This window comes from Bradyrhizobium sp. SZCCHNR1043, from assembly GCF_032489675.1.
GTDB lineage: Bacteria > Pseudomonadota > Alphaproteobacteria > Rhizobiales > Xanthobacteraceae > Bradyrhizobium.
Map to the genome: position 1 here is coordinate 220576 of NZ_JAUEYN010000016.1, position 21139 is coordinate 241714.

Annotated in this window: 24 protein-coding genes and 1 pseudogene; 13 read left to right on the forward strand and 12 right to left on the reverse strand. The window is 65.9% G+C overall.

The annotated features are described in order from the left end of the window. Window positions 1–46: 46 nt before the first annotated feature. A complete protein-coding gene (locus tag QX039_RS27285; protein WP_409998827.1) occupies window positions 47–1282 on the forward strand; it encodes a GNAT family N-acetyltransferase in 1236 nt (411 codons plus the stop codon). Here QX039_RS27285 and QX039_RS27290 read toward each other — a convergent pair. Both QX039_RS27290 and QX039_RS27295 read right to left on the reverse strand, forming a co-directional pair. After that, entirely contained in the window at window positions 1260–1925 is a 666-nt protein-coding gene (locus QX039_RS27290; protein ID WP_315770492.1) for a DsbA family oxidoreductase, read from the reverse strand. The two genes, QX039_RS27285 and QX039_RS27290, sit on opposite strands and share 23 nt — an antisense overlap. Before the next feature lie 67 nt (window positions 1926–1992). Further along, a complete protein-coding gene (locus tag QX039_RS27295; RefSeq protein ID WP_315739916.1) occupies window positions 1993–2811 on the reverse strand; it encodes a helix-turn-helix transcriptional regulator in 819 nt (272 codons plus the stop codon). Between the two features lie 100 nt (window positions 2812–2911). Here QX039_RS27295 and QX039_RS27300 point away from each other — a divergent pair, with 100 nt between their 5' ends. The 3 genes from QX039_RS27300 (at window position 2912) to QX039_RS27310 (ending at window position 4309) form a co-directional block, all read left to right on the forward strand. Next, window positions 2912–3136 carry a hypothetical protein gene (locus QX039_RS27300; RefSeq protein ID WP_315739917.1) on the forward strand — a complete coding sequence of 75 codons (225 nt, stop codon included), beginning with the start codon at window positions 2912–2914 and terminating at the stop codon, window positions 3134–3136. A 32-nt stretch (window positions 3137–3168) separates the two neighbouring features. Beyond that, window positions 3169–3567, forward strand: a complete 399-nt coding sequence (locus QX039_RS27305; protein ID WP_315739918.1) for a hypothetical protein — start codon at window positions 3169–3171, stop codon at window positions 3565–3567. A 124-nt stretch (window positions 3568–3691) separates the two neighbouring features. Beyond that, window positions 3692–4309, forward strand: coding sequence for a class I SAM-dependent methyltransferase (locus QX039_RS27310; protein WP_315739919.1), 618 nt, complete (start codon window positions 3692–3694; stop codon window positions 4307–4309). A 26-nt stretch (window positions 4310–4335) separates the two neighbouring features. Here the strand turns inward: QX039_RS27310 and QX039_RS27315 are convergent, their stop codons facing one another. Beyond that, window positions 4336–4992, reverse strand: coding sequence for an SET domain-containing protein (locus tag QX039_RS27315; protein ID WP_315739920.1), 657 nt, complete (start codon window positions 4990–4992; stop codon window positions 4336–4338). Window positions 4993–5131: 139 nt separating this feature from the next. Continuing rightward, entirely contained in the window at window positions 5132–5866 is a 735-nt protein-coding gene (locus QX039_RS27320; protein WP_315739921.1) for a TetR/AcrR family transcriptional regulator, read from the reverse strand. A 109-nt stretch (window positions 5867–5975) separates the two neighbouring features. On the opposite strand from QX039_RS27320, the gene QX039_RS27325 reads away from it, so the two are divergent. The 4 genes from QX039_RS27325 (at window position 5976) to QX039_RS27340 (ending at window position 9090) form a co-directional block, all read left to right on the forward strand. Beyond that, window positions 5976–7403, forward strand: coding sequence for a carotenoid oxygenase family protein (locus tag QX039_RS27325; RefSeq protein ID WP_315739922.1), 1428 nt, complete (start codon window positions 5976–5978; stop codon window positions 7401–7403). A gap of 116 nt (window positions 7404–7519) precedes the next feature. Further along, window positions 7520–8104: a hypothetical protein gene (locus QX039_RS27330; RefSeq protein WP_315770669.1), complete on the forward strand. Its 585-nt coding sequence runs from the start codon at window positions 7520–7522 to the stop codon at window positions 8102–8104. 25 nt (window positions 8105–8129) lie between these two features. Beyond that, the gene (locus QX039_RS27335; RefSeq protein ID WP_315739924.1) at window positions 8130–8681 is read left to right on the forward strand and encodes a septation protein IspZ; all 552 of its coding nucleotides are present in this window, start codon (window positions 8130–8132) and stop codon (window positions 8679–8681) included. A 112-nt stretch (window positions 8682–8793) separates the two neighbouring features. After that, window positions 8794–9090 (forward strand): hypothetical protein, encoded by a 297-nt coding sequence (locus QX039_RS27340; RefSeq protein ID WP_315739925.1) that lies wholly within the window; start codon window positions 8794–8796, stop codon window positions 9088–9090. A 921-nt stretch (window positions 9091–10011) separates the two neighbouring features. Here the strand turns inward: QX039_RS27340 and QX039_RS27345 are convergent. Next, window positions 10012–10707: a DUF429 domain-containing protein gene (locus QX039_RS27345; protein ID WP_315770494.1), complete on the reverse strand. Its 696-nt coding sequence runs from the start codon at window positions 10705–10707 to the stop codon at window positions 10012–10014. Between the two features lie 537 nt (window positions 10708–11244). Here QX039_RS27345 and QX039_RS27350 point away from each other — a divergent pair. Then, complete coding sequence (locus QX039_RS27350; protein WP_315770495.1) at window positions 11245–11517, forward strand: hypothetical protein; 273 nt, start codon at window positions 11245–11247, stop codon at window positions 11515–11517. Window positions 11518–11624: 107 nt separating this feature from the next. Here QX039_RS27350 and QX039_RS27355 read toward each other — a convergent pair whose 3' ends face one another. Beyond that, entirely contained in the window at window positions 11625–13280 is a 1656-nt protein-coding gene (locus QX039_RS27355; RefSeq protein ID WP_315738752.1) for a fumarate hydratase, read from the reverse strand. A 116-nt stretch (window positions 13281–13396) separates the two neighbouring features. Here QX039_RS27355 and QX039_RS27360 point away from each other — a divergent pair, with 116 nt between their 5' ends. The 4 genes from QX039_RS27360 to QX039_RS27375 all read left to right on the forward strand — a co-directional run bounded on the left by QX039_RS27360 (window position 13397) and on the right by QX039_RS27375 (window position 15515). Next, entirely contained in the window at window positions 13397–14080 is a 684-nt protein-coding gene (locus tag QX039_RS27360; protein WP_315770497.1) for an alpha/beta hydrolase, read from the forward strand. Between the two features lie 107 nt (window positions 14081–14187). Then, window positions 14188–14505, forward strand: a complete 318-nt coding sequence (locus QX039_RS27365) for a hypothetical protein (protein WP_315770499.1) — start codon at window positions 14188–14190, stop codon at window positions 14503–14505. 143 nt (window positions 14506–14648) lie between these two features. Beyond that, entirely contained in the window at window positions 14649–15128 is a 480-nt protein-coding gene (locus QX039_RS27370) for a hypothetical protein (RefSeq protein ID WP_315770501.1), read from the forward strand. 162 nt (window positions 15129–15290) lie between these two features. Further along, window positions 15291–15515 (forward strand): hypothetical protein, encoded by a 225-nt coding sequence (locus QX039_RS27375; protein ID WP_315738755.1) that lies wholly within the window; start codon window positions 15291–15293, stop codon window positions 15513–15515. A gap of 42 nt (window positions 15516–15557) precedes the next feature. On the opposite strand, the gene QX039_RS27380 is transcribed toward QX039_RS27375, so the two are convergent. The 6 genes and pseudogenes from QX039_RS27380 to cckA form a co-directional block, all read right to left on the reverse strand. Then, window positions 15558–15998 (reverse strand): SRPBCC domain-containing protein, encoded by a 441-nt coding sequence (locus QX039_RS27380; protein ID WP_315756547.1) that lies wholly within the window; start codon window positions 15996–15998, stop codon window positions 15558–15560. Then, window positions 15998–16324, reverse strand: a complete 327-nt coding sequence (locus QX039_RS27385) for a metalloregulator ArsR/SmtB family transcription factor (RefSeq protein WP_315756586.1) — start codon at window positions 16322–16324, stop codon at window positions 15998–16000. The genes QX039_RS27380 and QX039_RS27385 overlap by 1 nt, the downstream gene beginning before the upstream one ends. A 59-nt stretch (window positions 16325–16383) precedes the next feature. Next, entirely contained in the window at window positions 16384–17088 is a 705-nt protein-coding gene (locus QX039_RS27390) for a glutathione S-transferase (RefSeq protein ID WP_315770502.1), read from the reverse strand. A gap of 60 nt (window positions 17089–17148) precedes the next feature. Then, a pseudogene (locus QX039_RS27395) lies at window positions 17149–17251 on the reverse strand (lectin); the annotation flags it as partial. Between the two features lie 56 nt (window positions 17252–17307). Beyond that, entirely contained in the window at window positions 17308–18279 is a 972-nt protein-coding gene (locus tag QX039_RS27400; protein WP_315770671.1) for a Tim44 domain-containing protein, read from the reverse strand. A 167-nt stretch (window positions 18280–18446) separates the two neighbouring features. Continuing rightward, window positions 18447–21014, reverse strand: a complete 2568-nt coding sequence (gene cckA / locus QX039_RS27405; RefSeq protein ID WP_315738758.1) for a cell cycle histidine kinase CckA — start codon at window positions 21012–21014, stop codon at window positions 18447–18449. Between the last annotated feature and the right edge of the window lie 125 nt (window positions 21015–21139).

Consider the following 21139-nt stretch of genomic DNA (forward strand, 5'->3'; position numbering starts at 1 on the left):
TCGCCCGCGGTGCGGGTTGTCCGCGCCGCGAGGGGACCATCGGGACGTGGCCGAGATCATCGATCGCGCGATTGCGACTGCTTCATCGACGGCAAGGAACCACCAGGCCGATCCGCTCGCGTGCGTGCGCGCCGCCCACCTGGTGCCGCTCGAGACCGTTTCACCGCAGGCATGGCAGGATCTCGCGGAGCGTGCGCGCGAGCCGAACGGCTATTACCTGCCCGGATGGGAACGCGCGGTGAACGCCACGGCGCGCGGCCGCACCGGAACATCGGCGCTGTGCGCATGGGACGACGATCAGCCCTCGCGTCTCATCGGCCTGATGCCCACGACCTCCCTATGGCATGCCTGCAGGCTTCCACTGCCCGCGCTCGCCAGTGGCCATCCCTACGGCACTTTGTGCACGCCGCTGCTCGACGCAGGGAGCGCGGAGCCGGCTGCGGCGCAGATGCTCGACGAAGCGCGACGAACAGGCGCTCGCGCCGTGCTGCTGCGCGACATGTCGCTGGCAGGCTCCGTGATGCAGGCGTTCGACGCGGCCCTTCGTCGCGGCGGCCTGCGCCCGCGCATGCTGCATTGCTATGAAAGAGCCTTTCTCGATGCGACCGTGGACGCCGACCAAGTGCTGCATGACGCGCTCGGCGCCAAGAAGCTGAAGGAGTTGCGCCGCCTGCGTCATCGGCTGGCCGAGCATGGCGCGGTTCGCTTCGAGGTCGCGCGCTCTCCCGGCGACGTCTCCGCTGCGCTGGAGACGTTTCTGGTCCTGGAGGCGAGCGGCTGGAAGGGACGCCGCGGCACTGCGCTGATCCAGCACGACGGCGACGTGGCGTTCATCCGACGCGCGGCAGCGGCGCTTGCGCAGCACGAGGCCTGCGAGATCATCAGCCTCCGGGCGGGCGACACCACCGTCGCCGCGGGCGTCGTGTTGCGCCATCAGGACCGCGCCTTCTTCTTCAAGCTCGGCGTCGACGAGCGCTTCGCGAAGTACTCGCCCGGTGTCCAGCTGACGCTCGACCTGACACGGCACCTTTGCGCGGATCCGAAGATCAACGCCGCCGATTCCACTGCCGGTCCCGACCATCCCATGATCAACCCGATCTGGCGCGAGCGCCTCGCCATCGGTGACGTGCTGATCCCGCTCTACGCGCGCGATCCGATCGTCGAGCTGATCCACGCTGCGTTGACGGCACGACGCGAAGGCCTGGCCATCGCACGTCGCGCCGTGCACGCGATCCGCGCCATCCGAAAGCGCCGGCCGACTACTCAGCCGCCTCGGCGTTGACCTCCGCCGACACCTGCCGGATGGCACGGGCCAGCATCTGCGGATCCTGCGCACCGGAGACGGCGTATTTCTGCGCGAAGACGTAGGTCGGAACTCCGGAGATGCCCTTCTCCGCGGCCTCCTGCGCCTGGGCAGAGACCAGCGCCACATCCTCGTCGGTCGCCAGCATCTTGCGGACCACCTGGGCATCGAGCCCGCAATCCGCTGCGGCCTGCACCAGCACATCGATATCGGTGAGATCGCCGCCGTCGCGGAAATACAATTCCATCAGCCGCTGCTTCATCTCGGGCGCCCTGCCGATCTCGCCCGCCCAGCGGATCAGGCGATGACAATCGATCGTGTTGGGCTGACGGGCAACACGATCGGGATGATAGCTCAGCCCCTCCTGCTCCGCGGCCGCCACCACGCGGCCCGCGATGCCCTTGTAGGCCTCGACCGATCCGAACTTGGTCGTCAGGTACTGCTCGCGGCTGATGCCCTCGCGCGGCACCCAGGGATTGAGGAAGAACGGCCGGAAATTCACCTCGACCGGAACGTCCGGCACGAGCTCCAGCGCGTCCTCGATGCGCTTCTTGCCGATGTAGCACCAGGGACAGACGACGTCGGAGACGACATCAATGATCAGCGGCTTCAAGGTGCTCATGCGCCTCGCTCCAGGTTCGCTTGCGATCCGCGCAAGATAAGCCTCTGCATCGCCGAGACAAGCGCGGTCACGGCGAGGTAACCATCTCCTTCAGCCTGATGGCCGTGAGCTCATCGGCCGGAAAGAAGGTCTCCAGCGCCAGCTCCGACAACGTGATGTCGACCGGCGTGCCGAACACCATCGTCGTCGAGAAGAAGCTCAGCACGTCGGTCCCGACCCGCAGCCGCAGCGGGATCGCGACGCTGTCGGCCGCGAGCGGCGCCGATCGCGCCGGGAACGGATAGGACTTCAGCTCCTGATAAAGCTTCAGCAAATCGGCATCCGCCGTCGCCTCGCATTGCCGGTGCAGCCGCTCGAGCAGATGTCCGGACCATTCGGCGAGATTCACCGTCCGCGCTGCGAGCCCCTCCGGATGCAGCGCCACGCGCAGCACGTTGAGCGGCGGCGCAAGCAGTCGCGGTGGGACGCCTGTCAGCAGCGGCGCGATCATCCGGTTCGCCGCGACCAGGTTCCAGTGCCGGTCGATCGCGAGCGCAGGGTTGGGCTCATGGGCCTTGAGCACGAGGTTCATCGCCTCGCGCGCGGGCTTGAGCGCCGGATCATCCAGCGGGCGCTGCTGGAAGGCGGGCGCGTAGCCCGCCGCCACCAGCAGAACGTTGCGTTCGCGCAAGGGCACGTCCAGTCGCTCCGCCAGTTTGAGGACCATGTCGCGCGACGGCGCGGCGCGGCCGGTTTCCACGAAGCTCAGATGGCGCGCCGAGATCTCGGCATCGAGCGCGAGATCGAGCTGGCTGAGATGCCGGCGCTGCCGCCATTGCCGCAGGTGCTCACCGACATGAACGGGTCTGGCGCGGTCGGCGCGCGCCGAAGCAAGCTGTGCATTCATGGGCCAAGACCTATCACGCTGACGTCAGCGCCTCCATGACCTGCCAGGTAATCGAAATGCCTCCCGGCGCAGGTCATCGTCCTCACCACAGGAGATGACGATGAGCAGGCAGCGCAATCCCGAGACCTTTCCCTTCACCGCAGTCGGCCACTGGCTGGCGGGTCTCGCGACATCGCTGCTGGCGCGCTCGCTCAACCTGCCGGAGCCGCTGCTGCACGTCACGGGCAGCCTCGTCTTCGCGCAGGTCTATGCCATCGAGACAAGGGCAGCACGCTCGCTGCGCCCGGCGCGCCTGCGCCGTCAGCTCCTGGCCTGGTTCCGCTGAACCGCCCTCCCCCAAACCAAAGGAGACCCGACATGATCACCTCGTCCGCCCTGCTCCGCCGCGCCCTGCTCGCCGATGCCGCCTTCAGCGGCATTGCCGGGCTCGCGCTCACATTCGGCGCCTCGCCGCTGGCGGCGCTGCTGCAACTGCCCGACGCGCTGCTGCGCGAGACCGGTCTGTTCCTGATCGTCTACGCGGCCTTCGTCGGCTGGCTGGGCGCGCGGCCGATGGCGCCAAGGCCGCTGATCCTTCTGGTCATCGCCGGCAATGCGGCATGGACGGTCGGCAGCATCGCGCTGCTGTTCTCCGGCCTCGTCACACCGAACGTGCCCGGCGAAATCTTCGTCGCGGCCCAGGCGGTGGGCACCGGCGTCTTCGCCGAGCTGCAATATATCGGCTTGCGCCGCAGTTCCGGCACCGTAACGGCGTGACCCGATCGGTGATGAGCACCGGCCATCGTGCTCGCGCGGGCCGGCGCTCCCGCCCCAACCGAGATTGGGCATGCGCGGCGAATGCACCTTCGGCATAATCGGCGACCGACAGGAGATCGCAGCGATGCAGCCGCAGGTGAGAGGAACGGAAGGCTACGCCGCTGAAGCCGACAGTCTCTTCGTGCGGTACGAGAGCATCCCGTCGGAACAGGTTCATGCCGCCGTGCTTCATCTGCTGCCGAATACGCCCGCACGCGTGCTCGACATTGGAGCGGGCACGGGGCGCGACGCCGCGTGGTTTGCAGGCCTCGGACATCAGGTGGTTGCCGTCGAGCCGACCGATGCGCTGCGCGTCGGCGCCATGCGGCTGCATGCCTCGCCTGCGATCACCTGGATCGACGACAGCCTTCCGGAGCTCGCCACACTGGCCGCTCGTGATGAGCAGTTCGACCTCGTCATGCTGACCGCCGTCCTGATGCATCTCGATGAGGAGCAGCGGCGACGCGCGCTTCCCAACATCGCGGCGCGGATTGCTCCCGGCGGAATACTGATCATGACGTTGCGGCATGGTCCGGTGCCGCCGGGCCGCCGGATGTTCGAGATCGCGGCCGAGACGATCGTTGAGCCGGCGCGGCAGCTCGGGCTGACGCTCCAGCTCAACCGGCATGGCGAGTCGCTCGGCGCGGAGAACCGGGTTGCCGGCGTCACCTGGACGACGCTGGCCTTCGGCAAGCCGTCCTGAGAGATCCCGGAAACGAACTGATCGGCTCAGGCCGCCTTGGCGCGGCTGGTCACAGTCTTCGCCGGGGTGGATCTGGTCTTGCCGCGATTGCCGGCAGCCGGGCGCCGGGTCTTGGCCTTGCCGCGAGCAGCCTCGCCGCCCGATTTGGCTCTGGCCTTGGGCCGCTGCTTGGCCTTGTCCTTGACGGGCTTCCCGGCCTTTTTCTTCGCCTTCTTCTCGGCCTTCGCCTTCACCCGCGTCCGCTCGGCGCGCGCCTCGGCCTTCTGCTTCGCCCGCTTCTTCTCGCAGGCGTCGCATTTGCAGCCGATCGGCTTCAGATAGGCTTTGAAGTAGTCGGTGCCGTAGTCGTAGTTGATCTCCTCGCCGGGCTCGATGTTCTTGATGGCCCGGATGAAGATCTTCTTCTTGCGCGGCTTGACGTCGGACTCGGCGTTCGGCTTGCAGGAATGATTGATGTAGCGGGCGACGTTCTCACGGACCGAGCCGTCGATGGTCCAGCGCTTGTCGAGCTCGAACAGATATTTGTTCTCGATCGCGTCCTCGTCCGCCTTCTTCGAATCCAGCAGCGGACCGAAATAGCGGACGATCTTGGTGCCCTTCTTGATCGGCTGGGTTGCGAACAGGCCGAGCCCCGTCTTGGAGCGGCCGATGCGATAGGGTTTGGTCGGCGGGATGACAGGCATGATCGATGAGAAGAGATGAACCTCGCGAGGCCGCCGTTCTAGGATAATTTGGCGACGCTGTCAGGTGTTTCCGGCCGCCGTTTCGAGCCGTCCCCAGTTTGCGCGGGCCGCGAGCCGCTTTCTCTTGCATTCCTGGTCCTCATCCCGCGACTTGCGCGCCAGGCGGCAGCTTCGGCACGGTGGCCTTCAGCATCGCCTCGAGCAGCGATTCGGCGTTGGTGCCAGCAGGCGAGCGGCGCAGGATGTCGGCGAGACGGCCGTCGAGCAGCAGCATCGTGTAGCCGTGCACCAGCGACCAGGCGCGCGCGATCGCGGCGGCCTGATCGAGCGACAGCTCCTCGTTGCCGACCTGGCCTTCGCTGCGTGCGGCCACCGAGCCCGCCAGCCCGGCGAACGAGGCCTCGGCCGCCTCGTGCAGCGACGGCCGCGAATAGTCGAGCCGCTCGGTGCGGAACATCAGCCCGTACATGCCGGGATTGGCCTGCGCATAGGCGACATAGGCGCGGGCACGCGCCATCGCGCGCTCGATCGGCGTGCCCGGCTGCTCGCCCGCCGCCTTCATCGCGGCGTTGAAGCGCGTGAAGCCGATCGCGGCGAGCTCGCTGACGAGCCCGGTGAGATCCTTGAAATGATGCGTCGGCGCCGCATGCGACACGCCGGCCTCGCGCGCCACTGCGCGCAAGGTGAGTCCGGCGAGCCCGTCGCGCTCCAGCACGCGCTCGGCCGCCTCCAGCAGCGCATCACGCAGCGCGCCGTGATGATAGGGCGTCGCCGCCTCGCCCGCAGTGCCGGCCGCCCGCCGCACCCGCGCCCGTGCCGCCGATGTCGCGATGCGTCGAGGCTGCGCCCGGACTTTTTCAGTCTTGCTCGTCATGAGCCTCCTTATACAAGCAATTTTGACAGCGTAAAGATTTGGCTTGACCCCGCCATGTTCGCCCGCTAGCTTTATCTTTACAACGTAAAGATAAAGTGGAGGAACGACCATGAGCGACGCTACGTCGACGACCGCCCGGCAGACTCGGAAGGAGCGCAGCAATCTCGCGCCGATCCCGTTCGAATGCGACGCGCCGTTCCTCGCAATCACCGGCGAGCTGCCGCGTGAGCTGAACGGCACGCTCTATCGCAATGGCCCCAACCCGCAATTCGCTTCGCCCGGCTCGCACTGGTTCGTCGGCGACGGCATGCTGCACGCCTTCCATCTCGAGAACGGCCGCGCGTCCTATCGCAACCGCTGGATCCGCACGCCCAAATTCGAGGCCGAGCGCAAGGCCGGCCACGCCCTGTTCGGCGGCTTCGGCCGCCGGCTGGCGGACGCGCCCGCCGACGTCACCGATGGCGGCGTCGCCAACACCAACATCATCGCCCATGCCGGCCGCCTGCTCGCGCTCGAAGAGGCGCATCTGCCGACCGAGATCAAGCCGGGCACGCTCGCCACCCGCGGCTACCACGATTTCGGCGGCCGCCTGCGCGGCGCCTTCACCGCGCATCCGAAGACCGATCCGGTCACCGGCGAATTGCTGTTCTTCGGCTACAACGCCGCCGGTCCGCTGACGCCGGCGCTGTCCTACGGCACGGTCGATGCTGCCGGCAAGCTGACGCGCATCGATCGTTTCGAGGCGCCCTATGCCAGCATGGTGCACGACTTCATCGTCACGGCCAACCACGTGCTGTTTCCAATCCTGCCGCTCACCGGCAGCATCGAGCGCGCAATGTCCGGCAAGCCGCCTTATGCCTGGGAGCCCGACAAGGGCGCCTATGTCGGTGTGATGAAGCGCAGCGGCGACATCAAGGACATCGTCTGGTTTCGCGGTGACGCCTGCTACGTCTTCCACATCATGAACGCCTGGGAGGACGGCGGCCGCATCGTCGCCGACGTCATGCAGTTCGAGGAAGCGCCGCTGTTTCCGCATCCCGACGGGCGCCCGACAGATCCGGCAAAGTCGGTCGCGCGGCTGTGCCGCTGGAGCTTCGACCTCGCCGGCAGCACCGACCGCTTCACGCAAACCTATCTCGACGACCTCACCGGCGAATTCCCCCGCATCGACGACCGCCGCGCCGGGCTCAAGAGCCGTCACGGCTGGTACGCCTGCGCCAATCCGGACGGGCCGCTGTTCGGCGCGCTGTCCGGGCTCGCCCATGTCGACGGCGCCGGCACGCGCCAGGCGACGCACCTGCTGCCCACCGGCGACACCCTGTCCGAGCCGGTGTTCGTGCCGCGCAGCCTCGATGCCGCCGAGGGCGACGGCTGGCTGCTGACCGTGGTCTGGCGCGCCGGCTCCAACACCAGCGACCTCGCCGTCTTCAACGCCACCGACATCGGCGGCGGTCCCGTCGCCCTGGTGCATCTCGGACACCGCGTGCCCGATGGATTCCACGGCAATTGGGTCGGCAGCGAAAATCCAAACCATTGATTAACTTGTATTAATTCGTGATCTCACGAAATTTTGACACTGTCAAGATTTGCTTGACGCGGCGCCGTCCGCGCCCTATCAATCTTGGCAGTGTAAAGATTGGCCAGACCAACGCCATGACGATCTTCCTTATCCTTGCGCCCTACGGCGTCTACGCGGCGCTGATGATGGTGGTCTCGGCCACGCTCAGCCTGGCCGTAGCCACGGTGATGTGCCTGGCCGTGATTGCGCTCGACGTCGCCAAGGGACGTTCGATCAAGATCCTCGGCCTGGGCTCGACGATCGTGTTCGCAAGCGTAGCCGCCTACCTCAGCCTCATCGACCCGACGCTGAGCGCCTCGGCGGTGCGCCTCGCGGTCGACTGCGGCATTTTCGCGCTGTCGCTCGGCTCGATGCTGCTGCGCACTCCGTTCACGCTGCAATATGCGCTCGAGGCGGTCCCGCCGGAAACCGTGGCGATTCCCGGCTTTCTGCGCGCCAATTACGTCATCACCGGCGCCTGGACGCTGTCGGCGCTGCTGATGATGGTCGGCAACCTGATGACGCTCTACGTCCCCGGCCTGCCCTATTGGACCGGCCTCGCCATCGCCTTTGCCGCACGCAACAGTGCACTTTATTTCACGCGCTGGTATCCTGAGTATCGTAAGACGAAAGACATCGCCGCACCGACTGCGGCCGCAATGTCCGGTCAGGATTCGTGACGGGGTGTGCCCCAGGGAGACGTGCGTGAAGGACGTGTTTGCCAAACTGACGGCCGACTTCCTGTCGGCTGCGGTCTTCTTCATCCTGTATATCGCTACCGATAACGTCGTGCTGGCCACGGCCGCCGCGGTCGCCGTCGCGGTGGTCCAGGTGGTCTACGCCCGCGTCAGGGGCGTGAGCCTCAGCTTCATGGCCTATGCCAGCGTCGGCCTCGTCATCGTGCTCGGCGGCGTCACGCTGCTGACCAACGACCCGCGCTTCATGTTCGCCAAGCCTGCGATCGGCCATTTCGCCATCGGCCTCATCATGCTCAAGCGCGGCTGGATGCTGCGCTACGTTCCGCCGATCGTGGCGGAGACCATTCCGGAATACGTCAACGTCGCCGGCTTCGCCTGGGCGGCGCTGATGTTCGCGCTCGGTCTCGGCACCATCGCGGTCGCCATGACCGGCGACATCAAGCTGTGGGTGCTCTACATCACCGTGGTCGCGGGCGGCGCCAAGGTCGCGGCTTTTGCACTGCAGTTCGTCGCCTTCCGCTTCGTGGTCGCCAACCGGTTGCGGGCCGCGCGCGCGTAACGCAACCGATCGCCGTATTGGGCTTATCAGCAAAGATGCGCTATAGGGGCGCCCCGAGGCTTCCTCGAACAGTGCTTCGGGGTGCGGGATGGCAACGCCAGGAGAACGATCGATGGCTGTGGACGGCAACTGGAATCTGACCTTGAATACGCCGATGGGCGAGCGCAGCGCGACGCTGAGCGTGAAGAGCTCGGGCGCGACGCTGACGGGGACCCAGGCCGCGGAGGGCGATTCCGCCGAGATCTTCGACGGCACCGTCAACGGCGACGACGTCGCCTGGAAGGTCTCCATCACCAGCCCGATGCCGCTGACGCTCGACTTCAAGGGCAAGGTCGCCGGCGACACCATCTCCGGCGAGATGGGCATCGGCTTCATGGGCAGCTTCCCGTTCACCGGCGCGAGGGCCTGATCACCGTTCTGAAGGGTGGGCAAAGGCACGCCACGCCGGCCGCCGCTTCGTGGCGGCCCCACGCGCGCCGTGCCCACCATTTAGCTCCGCAGTGCGCCAATCGACGGTGGGCACGCACCCGCCCCGCGGGCGGACGCTTTGCCCACCCTACGGCAGCGTTTGTCCGGCTCGTTCCGCTTCACATCTCAAACAGCCCGGACACGCGAACGCAGCCTCGCAGCGAACCTCGCCCGAGGGATGCATCGACATGTCCCTCTTCAAAATGCAGAGGGCGCAGGGAAGGCCAGGCGTCGGCTGACGCCTGCGGCCCGCCTGCGAGAAAAATGCAGGCGGCAGGTACCACAGGTGCAGCCGAGAAACGCCCGGCCTTCCCTGCGCGATGGCTTCACGCTTATACGCAGTCTCCCTGGTGCACCGGCTTGTTGGCCACCATGATCCGCGCGGCGCGTTAGCGCCGTCGCGAACGTAACACCGGCATCGGGGTGTCAGGACGCTGCGACTTCACGTCCGCGACACATCGTTCGTCCGCGCGCCCGAAGACACGCTGCGACATGATCGCGGCCACCGCTCCCCGCCCCGCGTGTCGTGACGATCGCGCGCTACGCCCCTCGGCTTGGGACGGGATGGCGGGAGGAAAACATGATTTCGAAAAAATAGCAAGATATTTATTTTTATCAGAATCACCCGCAAGCCTTGGCCCGGTGCGCTGGGGTGGCGCTCGCGCCAATTGCCCGAGGATCGTCATGCCCCGCGAAGGCAGGACATCCAGTACCCCGAGACGGCGTTGGTCAGCCGAGGTGCCAGTGTATACTGGATCGCCCGCGGACGGTGACGGCGGTGTGAAGGACTGGCCCCGAATTCGCCCCCCTGCCCCTTCAGGCAGAGGTTAGCTCGTCTCGATGGCCCAAGGGCAACGCCACATCAAAACCAGACCTGCATCGCCACGCCATGTGCATCCCGCGGCGCCTCGCCCTCCGGCACGCAGCCGGCGCAGTCGCGGGCAGCGAGCGCTACGGCGCAGGCGTCGAGGAGGTCGTCGGGCTTGGCGCCGGTGCCGAGACGGGCGCGGGTGACCCAGTCGTCGATCTCGACGAAGCCAGCCGCAACTAACAGGTCGCGCCGCAGCTTAGCGCCCTGCTCCGTCTTCTTCGACGGCAGCGGCGCACCGTTGAGGCGTAGGAACACCAGCTCCGGATGGGCCTCGCGGAGGTCGCAGTCGCGATGCGCGCGCACGAAGGCGTCGACCTCCATGATCTTGCGGCCGAGGTGCCAGAGCTGGCGCGACGCGCGTGTCTGGCCGCGCCGCGACGCCTCGATGTTCGCCTCGTCGGGATCGGTGTGGTCCTCCCACAGCCACCGCCGCGCGCCGGTGAAGACACGGGAGCGGTGCGGCGCGAGTTTGTCGCGCGCGAGCTTGTCACAGGCGCGCTCGCCGTCATCGGTCATGCCGATGGGGATGTCGATGGCGGCACGGGTGAAGGGGGCCGCGAGTGCGGTGGAGATGTCAGCAGGAAAGCTGATCGCGCGCCCGGCACCGTCGATCACGACCGCGACCCAACCATTGCGGAATCCATCAAGCCCTATGACGGGTTGGTTGCGTGTCACAGCTATCATCATCGACACTTCCCACGTAACACGCTATTGCTAGCATCCCCAACAGAGCGGATTATATTCTTGCACAAATACATGCTGAGATAGTAGCATCGGCACACTTTCCGAACTTAAGACTTTGCTAGACGGCTCTTCACATGCAGCCGCTTTCGCGCGTGAAACCTAGCTGCGCCGCTGAATGGGGCAGCAATTCAGTAATGCTCAAACGACCAAACGTTGGCATTAGAACAGCACAGTACATTGCGGAATGGTCGGAGATAGAGAGTCTTCTCGGACTATTTCTCGCAATGCTTCTTCACGCAAACCAAAAAGCGGTTCTCGCCATCTGGAGCGGATTAGAGAATCGATCGGCTCAGCTTCGAACAATAAGCTCGGCGGCACGAGCAACTTTAACGGAAGATCACTTCCATGTAGTAGAAGCGATCATGAAGATCGATATTCGCTCTTCCATGAAGTATAGGGACAAGCTAGCGCACTTGGGGATATTCTGATCAGTTAGAAGATGTCCTCCTAATTAGAGAACCGGCTGACAAGCTCACCAACATGACGCATTTCGTGAACCTCCAGCAAAGTTCCCAAGTCCTCTCGCGAGACATGCCAATCAACTTCGATACAATCTATGTAATTACCCAGCCCGACCTAGACCGGGCACTGACCAAGCTGGATACGGTTCAACAGCGGTTACTCACGCTTCATGGTACAATTTGGGAACGAAACGACACCAAGGTACGAGCTGATCTTCTGAATCAGCTAAAAGAAATTCCCGAGATTCGTGCAGCCATAAACAACCAAGCGGCCAGTCACGGCAATCCTTAGTCGCCGTGCTGGACTAACTCGTTTAGTTGATCCGACTTCCTCTAGACTGTCAAAATAAACGGCCGGGATTACTCCCGGCCGCTGCAACAAATATCGCGCACCTCACCTCAGCCGAGGTTCAGCTCCTTGAAGAAGTCGTTGCCCTTGTCGTCGATGATGATGAAGGCCGGGAAGTCGACGACCTCGATGCGCCAGATGGCTTCCATGCCCAGCTCGGGATATTCGACGACCTCGACCTTCTTGATGCAGTGCTCGGCGAGGTTGGCCGCGGCGCCGCCGATCGAGCCGAGATAGAAGCCGCCGTGCTTCTTGCAGGCCTCGCGCACCGCCGGCGCGCGGTTGCCCTTGGCGACCATCACCATCGAGCCGCCGGCCGCCTGGAACTGGTCGACGAAGGAATCCATGCGGCCCGCGGTGGTCGGGCCGAACGCGCCGGAGGCGTAGCCGTCCGGAGTCTTGGCCGGACCGGCGTAATACACCGGATGGTTCTTGAAGTAGTCCGGCAGCGGCTCGCCACGGTCGAGGCGCTCGCGCAGCTTGGCATGGGCGGCATCGCGCGCCACGATCATGGTGCCGGTCAGGGACAACCGCGTCTTGATCGGGTTCTTCGACAGAGTGGCGAGGATGTCCTTCATCGGCTGGTTGAGGTCGATCTTGACGACCTCGCCGCCGAGCGCCTGCTCGACCTCCGGCAAATACTGCGCCGGATGATGCTCGAGCTCCTCGAGATAGACGCCGTCCTTGGTGATCTTGCCGAGCACCTGGCGGTCGGCCGAGCAGGACACGCCGAGACCGATCGGCAAGCTCGCGCCGTGACGCGGCATGCGGATGACGCGGACGTCATGGCAGAAATACTTGCCGCCGAACTGCGCGCCGACGCCGAGCGACTGCGTCATCTTGTGGATTTCCTGCTCCATCTCGAGATCGCGGAAGGCGTTGCCGTCCGGGGAGCCCTGCGTCGGCAGCGCGTCGAGATAACGGGCGGAGGCGAGCTTCACCGTCTTCATGCACAATTCAGCCGAGGTGCCGCCGATCACGATGGCGAGGTGATAGGGCGGGCATGCCGCGGTGCCGAGCGTCAGGATCTTCTCCTTCAGGAACGCCAGCAGCCTGTCCTTGGTCAGCACCGAGGGCGTCGCCTGGAACAGGAAACTTTTGTTGGCCGAGCCGCCGCCCTTGGCCATGAACATGAACTTGTAGGCGTCCTCGCCCTCGGCGTAGATCTCGGTCTGCGCCGGCATGTTGTTGGCGGTGTTCTTCTCTTCATACATCGACAGCGGCGCGACCTGCGAGTAGCGCAGGTTCCGGCGCAAGTATGCGTCGCGCGCACCTTGGCTCAGCGCGGCCTCGTCGTCACCGTCGGTGATGACGTTGCAGCCCTTCTTGCCCATGATGATCGCGGTGCCAGTATCCTGGCACATCGGCAGCACGCCGCCAGCGGAGATGTTGGCATTCTTCAGGAAGTCGAGCGCGACGAACTTGTCGTTCGGGCTGGCCTCCGGATCCTCCAGGATGCTGCGCAGCTGCTTCAGATGGCCGGGGCGCAGGAAGTGGTTGATCTCGCCGAACGCGGCCTCGGACAGCGTCCGCAACGCGTCGCGCGACACCACCAGCATGTCGCGGCCCAAGACCTTCTCGACCCGCACGCCCTCGGCCGTGATCTTCTTGTAGGGCGTGGTGTCCGGGCCCAGCGGAAACAGCGGCGTGTGCTTGTAAGGCGGGACGGGCTTGGACTGGTCGGGGAAAGCGGTGGGCGCGTTCATGGCGAGCTCGTGGGGTTCTAGAAATGGCCGCCCAAAGCGGTCTTGACAGGTCTGATACGCTACCCGTCGGAAGCCTTGCAAGACATGTCTCGGCACAGCGGCAGAGGGGTACGATCATGGCAAGTTTTGTCCTGATTCCAGGAGGTTGGCACGGCGGCTGGATGTACGCTGCGCTCTCGGCCAGGCTCCAGCAGGCCGGCCATGACGCCTATGCGGTGACCTTGACTGGATTGGAGGAGACACCGGCCCGCGCCGCCCATGCCGTCAATCTCGACACCCACATCGCTGACGTCATTGATCTGCTGACGATCGAGGACCTGTCCGAGGTCATCCTGTGCGCGCACAGCTATGGCGGCATGGTCGCGACCGGCGTCGCCGACCGCGTGCCGGAAAGGCTCGCGGCACTGATCTATCTCGATGCCTTCGCACCCGAGAACGGTCAGTCATGGTGGGATCTCGCCGGCGACGCGTATCGCCGGTTCGTGATCGAACGTGCCGGGCATGACGGGCTGACGGCGCTGCCGCGCGAAGGCTCCGATCCGCGCCGCCGGCCGCATCCGCTCGGTACCTTCATCCAGGCCCTAAAGCTCCACAGTCCGGTGCCGGCGGCTCTGCAGCGCACCTTCGTGTACGCCAGCGGATGGAGCGCGACGCCGTTCACCGCGCAATATGAGCGGCTGCGCAGCGATCCCGCGTGGCGCGTGCACGCATTTGCGTGCGGGCACGATGTCGTGCAGCACGCGCCCGACGAGACGTTCGACCTGCTGATCGAGACGGCCCGCGAGGTCGCCGCAACATGACGCCGCGACCAGCGCAATGTCGATCGCGCGGCGAGATCGATTGCGATCGGTCGCCGCATTATGTAACCTTAGATTGTCTACCTAATCATTTTCCTCCTGGAGGCGTCATGAAACGAGGTCTCTTCGTTGCCATCACAATTGCTCTTGCCCTGACCACCATGCTCCCGAGCAGCGCCGGCGCGGTCGGTCCCGGTCGTGCGTGCGGCGGATTTGCCGGCATCTCCTGCAATGCCGGTCTTTATTGCGAATTCCCAGCCGGCCAGTGTGGCCGGTTCGACATGATGGGTGTCTGCCGCCGAAAGCCGACGTTCTGCAATCGCATCTACATGCCGGTGTGCGGCTGCAACTTCCAGACCTACGGCAATGACTGCGAGCGCCGCGCCGCGGGCGTATCGCTGTCGCATCCGGGCCGCTGCTGGTTCTGACGAAGCGATCGCGCCGCTGCCGCCGGCAGGTGACCGCGGCCCGTCAACACGCGGTCACGTCGGCCGACGATCTTGTGCGGCCGCGGCGCATCGCGCTTGCATGACCTCCGCGCGCAGGCTTCAATGGCGCGGGGGTATTTGGAATGCATTTCTATCACTGCTCATTTGGCCGCACGGCCGTCTTTGCCGTCCTCGTCGCACTCAGCACGTTGCTGCTGCCGCAGGCCGCGCAAGCGGATCGCTGCGACGACATCGCCAAGGAATTGAGGAACGGCATCGACGGCGTCCGGATCGGACAGACCGCGGCGGGCACGGTCTATCTCGCCCATCCCAAGGCGCGCGAGCTCACGCTCGGCTGCTCGTCTAAGAACGTCAGCAATCAATTGTTCGGAAAAACCGACCGCAAGCCGCCGCCGGCCTTCATCGACCTGATGGCGAGCGCGGCGGCGATCGTGTTCACCTTGCCGAAGGACGACATGCAGCGCGGCGTCACACGCTGTTACCGCCGGCTCGGGATCTTCCGCGGCGACGACGTCGCCAGCCGCTACCGCCGGCTCGACATGCGCTGTGCCCGGACCAAGACCGAGTCCTCGATCATCATCAGCCGCAGCAAGGACCAATAGGCCGGGGTGACGCGACAGCCCTGTCGTTTCTGCGCCGGCGGCAGCGACCCGTTCACTATTCGCCGCGCCACCGACAGTTGCAGACAATTCGAGCGATCTGGTTGACGAAGTTTTCGTCAGGGATGGCCACGCTCATCGCAACACCAAGCGAGGAGCTGGACCATGTCCGTTTCGAGCGTTTCGTCGTCATCACCGCCGCCCTCACCGCCGCCGGTCTCGACCGAGACGACCAAGCCGCAGACCCAAGACACGCAGACCCGGAATCAGACGCAGCAGAGCCAGGCCTTCAAGCCCGACAAGACCGGCGACGAAGCGGCCGCTGAAAAGCAGGCTTCCCGTCCGCCGCTGCCGCCCGGCCAGGGCACGCGCGTCGACATTCTCGCCTGACGATCCCACACCCTCAGGCCAACTTCGTATAGCGGCGGCGCCTCAGGCATCCGCCGCTATACGTGTGATGGCATCGCCGATCCGACTCCACCCCTGTCCCATGATGTCGAACTGAAACTTGTTGCCCGGGAAGACGAAGCCGTCATGGACCATCCGCAGATGCGTGCCGCCCTCGACCGGCGTCAACGTCCAGGTCACGACGCTGTCGAGCCGTAAGCCGTAGGCCGGGTTGGAGTCCGAACCGCCCTTCCAGGAATAGCTGAGCAGATGCGGCGGCTCACAGGCGAGCACCTCGCAATGAACGACGCCATCCCAGTCGCCCACCGGCTTGGTGCGGAAGGTGAAGCGATGCCCGGTGGCCGCGACGAAGTCGTTCGGCATCAACCATTTCGCGATCAGGTCGCTCGTGGTCAGCGTGCGCCAGATCTTGTCGGGCGAATGGGGCAGATGCTTCTCCACCACGATCGCATGCGTCTCACCCATCACTCGGTCTCCTTCAACAGTGCCTCGAGGCCGGCAATACGCTCATGCCAGAATGCGCGGTAATGACCGAGCCAGTCGACCAGCGGCGCCAGCCCTTTTGGCGCGACGCTATAATAGTTGTGGCGGCCGTCGCGCCGTTCGCTGACCAGCCCGGCGTCGCGCAGCGCCTTGAGATGCTGTGAGATCGCCGGCTGCGACACGCGCGAGCCCTGCACCAGGCCGGTGGCCGCCACCTCCCCCTCGCGCGCGATGCGCTCGAACACGGCCCGCCGCGTCGGGTCGGCAAGCGTCTTCATGACGGATGTCAGCTGGGCTTCGACGATCATGCCAGATGTATAAGCCAATGCTTATACATCGTCAAGCGCGGCGCCGCAGGGCTTCGCCTTCACGCATCCAGCGCCTTGTAGTGGCGGAAGATGCCGTCCTCGTTGAAGGCGATGCGGCGCTCGCTGGCGAGATAGGCTGAGATGTTCGGCCTGCTGGCGACGCGGTCATGCAGCGCGACGAGGCTCGGGATGTTGCGCTCGAACGCCATCATGCGCTTCGGGAACGCGTAGCGCAGGCCGGCGACGATCTGGAACAGCGACAGGTCGGCATAAGTGAGCCTGCGCCCGGTGACGTAGGCGCCACCGCTTTTCGACAGGAGCTGCTCGAAATAGCCGAGGAATTTCGGCACCCGCTCGCCCCAGAACTCGGCGGTGCGCTTCCTGGCCGGCGCGCGCTGGTCCTCGTAGTACAGCGTCGGCCCCAGCGGATGATGCGTGTCGTGGATCTCGACGACGAAGTCGGTCACGGTGAGCTGCAATTGATGCACCCAGAGCTGGCCGGCTTCGGCCTTGGGCGCGAGGCCATGGCGGCTGCCGAGAAACAGCAGGATGTTGGCGGTCTGGCCGATGACGCGGCGGCCCGCTCTCAGGAACGGTGGCGCGAAGGGCGGCGTGTCGCTGTCCGCCTCCATCATCGCCGTCATCGCACCGATGCCGTCCTCGCGCGCGACGTCGCGATAGGCGGCGCCCGCCTCCTCCAGCGCGAGACGCACATATTCGCCGCGGCCCTGGATCATGGGCCAGTAGTACAGCTCGTAACGCATGGGCCATCCTCGCAGTGATGCGCCCACACGTTCGGCTCGGACGACGCAACGGACGCGGTGTTAGTTCGCCGCGAAGCAGTATAGCAGCCCGTCGCCGCCCGTGCGCTTCAGATCGGCCTGGGAACAGCCGCCATCGGGCCCGCGAGAGATGGGAATTGTTCCACAAGCAAAGGCGCCGCGGATTGCTCCGCGGCGCCTGATGAGGGTCTCAAGTCAGGCTCAGCTGACCTGCTGGATTCCCGATAGCTGCCAATCGGCGCCGGCGTGGCGCAGGAAGGTCCAGATCTCGGTGACCTCCTGCGGCTGGTCGGAGCCGTCGACCACCCGGCCCGAGGCGCGCTCGATGGTCTTGTCGGCCAAGGTGAAGCGCATCGCGACCGTGGCGTAGTCCGCACCATTCTCGCGCCAGGCTTCGGCGAGGTCACCCTGCAGCAGCTTCACGGCGCTGACCTTGTTGACCACGCCGCGGGCCTGGTTCTGCTCGAGATCGCGCTCGAAATACGAGGCCATCTCCGGCGTCGACAGCAGCCGCAGGCGGCCGACATCCTCGTTCGACCAGGCGGACTGGATCTCGCCGAGCAGCCGCTCGAACGACTCGTAGTCGGCCGGCTGGATCTGCAGCGGCGGCGTGTTGCTGCCACCGCCGAAGCCACCGAAACCACCAAGGCCGCTCAGGCCCGAGCGGAGGCTCGGCTGGCCGTCGGTGGGCGACGGCGCCGGGCCGGCGGCATAGGCCGGCTGGTTGCGGCGCTGCCACCAGGCCATCGCCATGCGCACCAGGAACACCACCAGCAGGACCTGGAGGATCAGACCGATGATCGAGGCGAAGCCGCCGAGGCCGGAGAAGAGCCCGCCGCCGAACAGCATGCCGAACAGGCCGGCACCGAGGAAGCCGGCAGCGAGACCGCCGAGCAGGCCACCCGCGCGGCCGCCGAACAGCCCGCCACGCGACGGCGCAGCCGTGTTGAAGCCGCCGGGCTGGCCCGGCTGGGTGATGGTGCGGTTGAACTGCGACGCCGATCCCGGCGCGGTCGAGGTGGGAGGTGGCGCGGAGAAGGTGCGCGTGCCGCGGGAGCCCGAGCTGGAGCCGCCGCCGATCCGGGCGTCGGCCGCCGAGACGGCGAGCACCGTCGGCAGCGCCAGTGAAAGGGCCACGGCCATCGCCTTGAGGAGGCCGCTTTTGCGCTGCATGAAGCTCATCTGTGTTTCCCATAACTCCCCGGAATGGGGATGCCTGTAAGATGGGCACAACCGGCGAAAAGGGAAGGCGGCACGAGGCCGCGCGGCTGCGGCGCTGGGTCGCGGGATGAAGGCGCTCGGCCGCCTTGCCAAGGAACTTCCCAAGGAACTGCGGTAACCTATTGCGGCGCCATGGTTTCCTTGACCGCCGCCACGAGCTGGCTGAGCGTGAAGGGCTTCGGCAGGAACGCGAACTGCTGGTTCTCCGGCAGGCTCTTCTCGAACGCATCCTCGGCATAGCCCGAGACGAAGATGATCTTGATCTCCGGATTGCGCTCGCGCATCGCTTTAAGCAGCGTCGGCCCGTCCATCTCTGGCATCACCACGTCGGACACCACGAGATCGAGCACGCCATCGCACTCCTCCAGCGCCTCCATCGCCTCGACGCCATTCGACGCCTCGATGACGCTGTAGCCGCGCGAGCGCAGGCCGCGCGCGTTCAGCGCCCGCAGGCCCTCCTCGTCCTCGACCAGCAGGATGGTGCCCTGCCCGGTCAGGTCGGCGCGCGGCTTCGACGCTTCCGCTGCGGCCGGCTCCTTGGCGGCGCCGTTGACCGCGTGCGGCTCGGTCTGGACCTCCGGAACGACGATGTGCCGCGGCAGGAAGATCTGGAACGAGGTCCCCTTGCCGACCTCGCTGTCGACATAGATGAAGCCGCCGGTCTGCTTGATGATGCCGTAAACGGTCGACAGCCCGAGGCCGGTGCCCTTGCCGACCTCCTTGGTCGAGAAGAACGGCTCGAAGATCTTTTCGCGGATCTCGGCCGGAATGCCGGTGCCGGTGTCGCTGATCTCGATGCGGACGTAGTCGGCGACCGGCATGCCCTTGTAGGCGGCCTGCGCGACCTCGTCGGCCGAGACGTTGGCGGTGCGCACCGAGAGCTTGCCGCCGTCGGGCATCGCATCGCGGGCATTGACCGCGAGATTGACGACCACCTGCTCGAACTGCGAGACGTCGACCTTGACCGGCCACAGGTCGCGGCCATGCACGAGGTCGAGCTTGACCTTCTCGCCGATCAGCCGGCGCAGCAGCATCGTCAGGTCGGACAGCGCGTCGCCGAGATCGAGCACCTGCGGCCGCAGGGTCTGGCGGCGCGAGAACGCCAGCAGCTGCCGCACCAGGGTGGCAGCGCGGGTCGCGTTCTGCTTGATCTGCATGATGTCCTGGAACGACGGGTCGGTCGGCTTGTGCGCGTTCAGCAGGAAATCGTTGGCCATCATGATGGCCGAGAGCACGTTGTTGAAGTCGTGGGCGATGCCGCCGGCGAGCTGGCCGACCATCTCCATCTTCTGCGACTGGTTGATCTGGTTCTCCAGCGCGCGGCGCTCGGTGGTCTCGAGCAGATAGACGATCGCGGCCTCGGTCTCGCGCTCGTCCTCGTCGACCGCGGTGACGAAGAACTGGCCGAAGCGCTCCTTCGCGCCCTCCAGCATCACCTCGACCGGCGGAATGTCCGCCTGCCCTTCCGAGGCCTGGTTGATCGCGGCGATCAGGAGATGCCGGTCGCGCTGGCTGACGGTGCGGAAGATCGATTTCGCCGCGGCCACATCGCCGCTGACGCTCTGCGCGAGCTTGGCATAGCGCGCATTGGCCCTTACGACGGCGCCGCCGCGGTCGACGGTCGCGATCGCCATCGGCGTGTGGTCGAAGAAGCGCATGAAGCGCACCTCGGCGGCGCGCTCCGGATCGGAGCGCTCGTCGCGGGCGCGGCTGATGACCAGGGTGCGCGACGACCCGGGCTTGCCGTCGGCGCCGAAGGCGAGCTTGTGATAGAGCCGCGCCGGCATGGTCTTGCCGCCGCGCATCTTCAGGTCGATGTCGAACACCTCGGTGCGGACCTCGCCGGGCACCGCCACGATCGAACTCAGCAAGGACGCGCCGTCGCCGGAGACGACGTCGGCGAGCTTCAGCCCGCCCGAGCCGATCTCGGCGAGATCGTAGTCGAGCCAGTTGGCGAGCGTGGCATTGACGTAGACGAGGCTGCCTTCCGGATTGACCGAGAAGAAGCCGCACGGCGCGTGGTCGAGATATTCGATCGCATGCTGCAGCTCCTGGAACACGTCCTCCTGGCGCTCGCGATCCCTGGTGATGTCGGCGATCGACCACACTGCGTAGCGGGCATGGCGTTTGGTCTGGCCGAGCGGGCGCACGCGCATCCGCAGCCAGCGCCCCTGCGCGCCTTCAGCCGCAGTGATGCGCACCTCCTCCTGCTGCCGCTTGCCCTCGCGCGCCGCCTTGAGCAGGCGGAACACCGCTTCGGAGACATCGGGATTGCCGATGAAGACACGCTCGACGGGACGCGCCTCCTGCGCGGTCGCCGCTCCCGTCATGTTGAGATAGGCGGCGTTGGCGTAGACGACATGGCCGCGCGGATCGGTCACCGCGAGGCCATCGAAGGCGTGATCGGCGATCGCGCCCAACACCGGATCGTCGGTCGACTTGTCGGCGAAGCGGACGATGCCGGCGGCGAACGCGAACAGATTGAACAGGCCGACGGTGGCGAGCAGCGACAGCAGCCCGAGAATGTAGGGCTGCGCCTGGGCGCGGCCGATCGTCATCAACGCGATCGCGACCGCGACGAGACCGAACGCCACCAGCAGGATCAGCAGAATGCTGCCGCTGCGGCGCGGCCGCTCCGGCAGGCCCACCTGATCCTGTAACCCATCGTTGTCGGAATCGGCGCTCATGGCTCGGGGACGCGACCTGTCGGCTGGGAGCCCCAGCCCGTTCGCGCGGCTCCCCCTTCCACCTGCCTGAATCGACGGGTCAAGCGCAAGCCCGTCAAGCCGATATTCCATGATTTATCCGTATT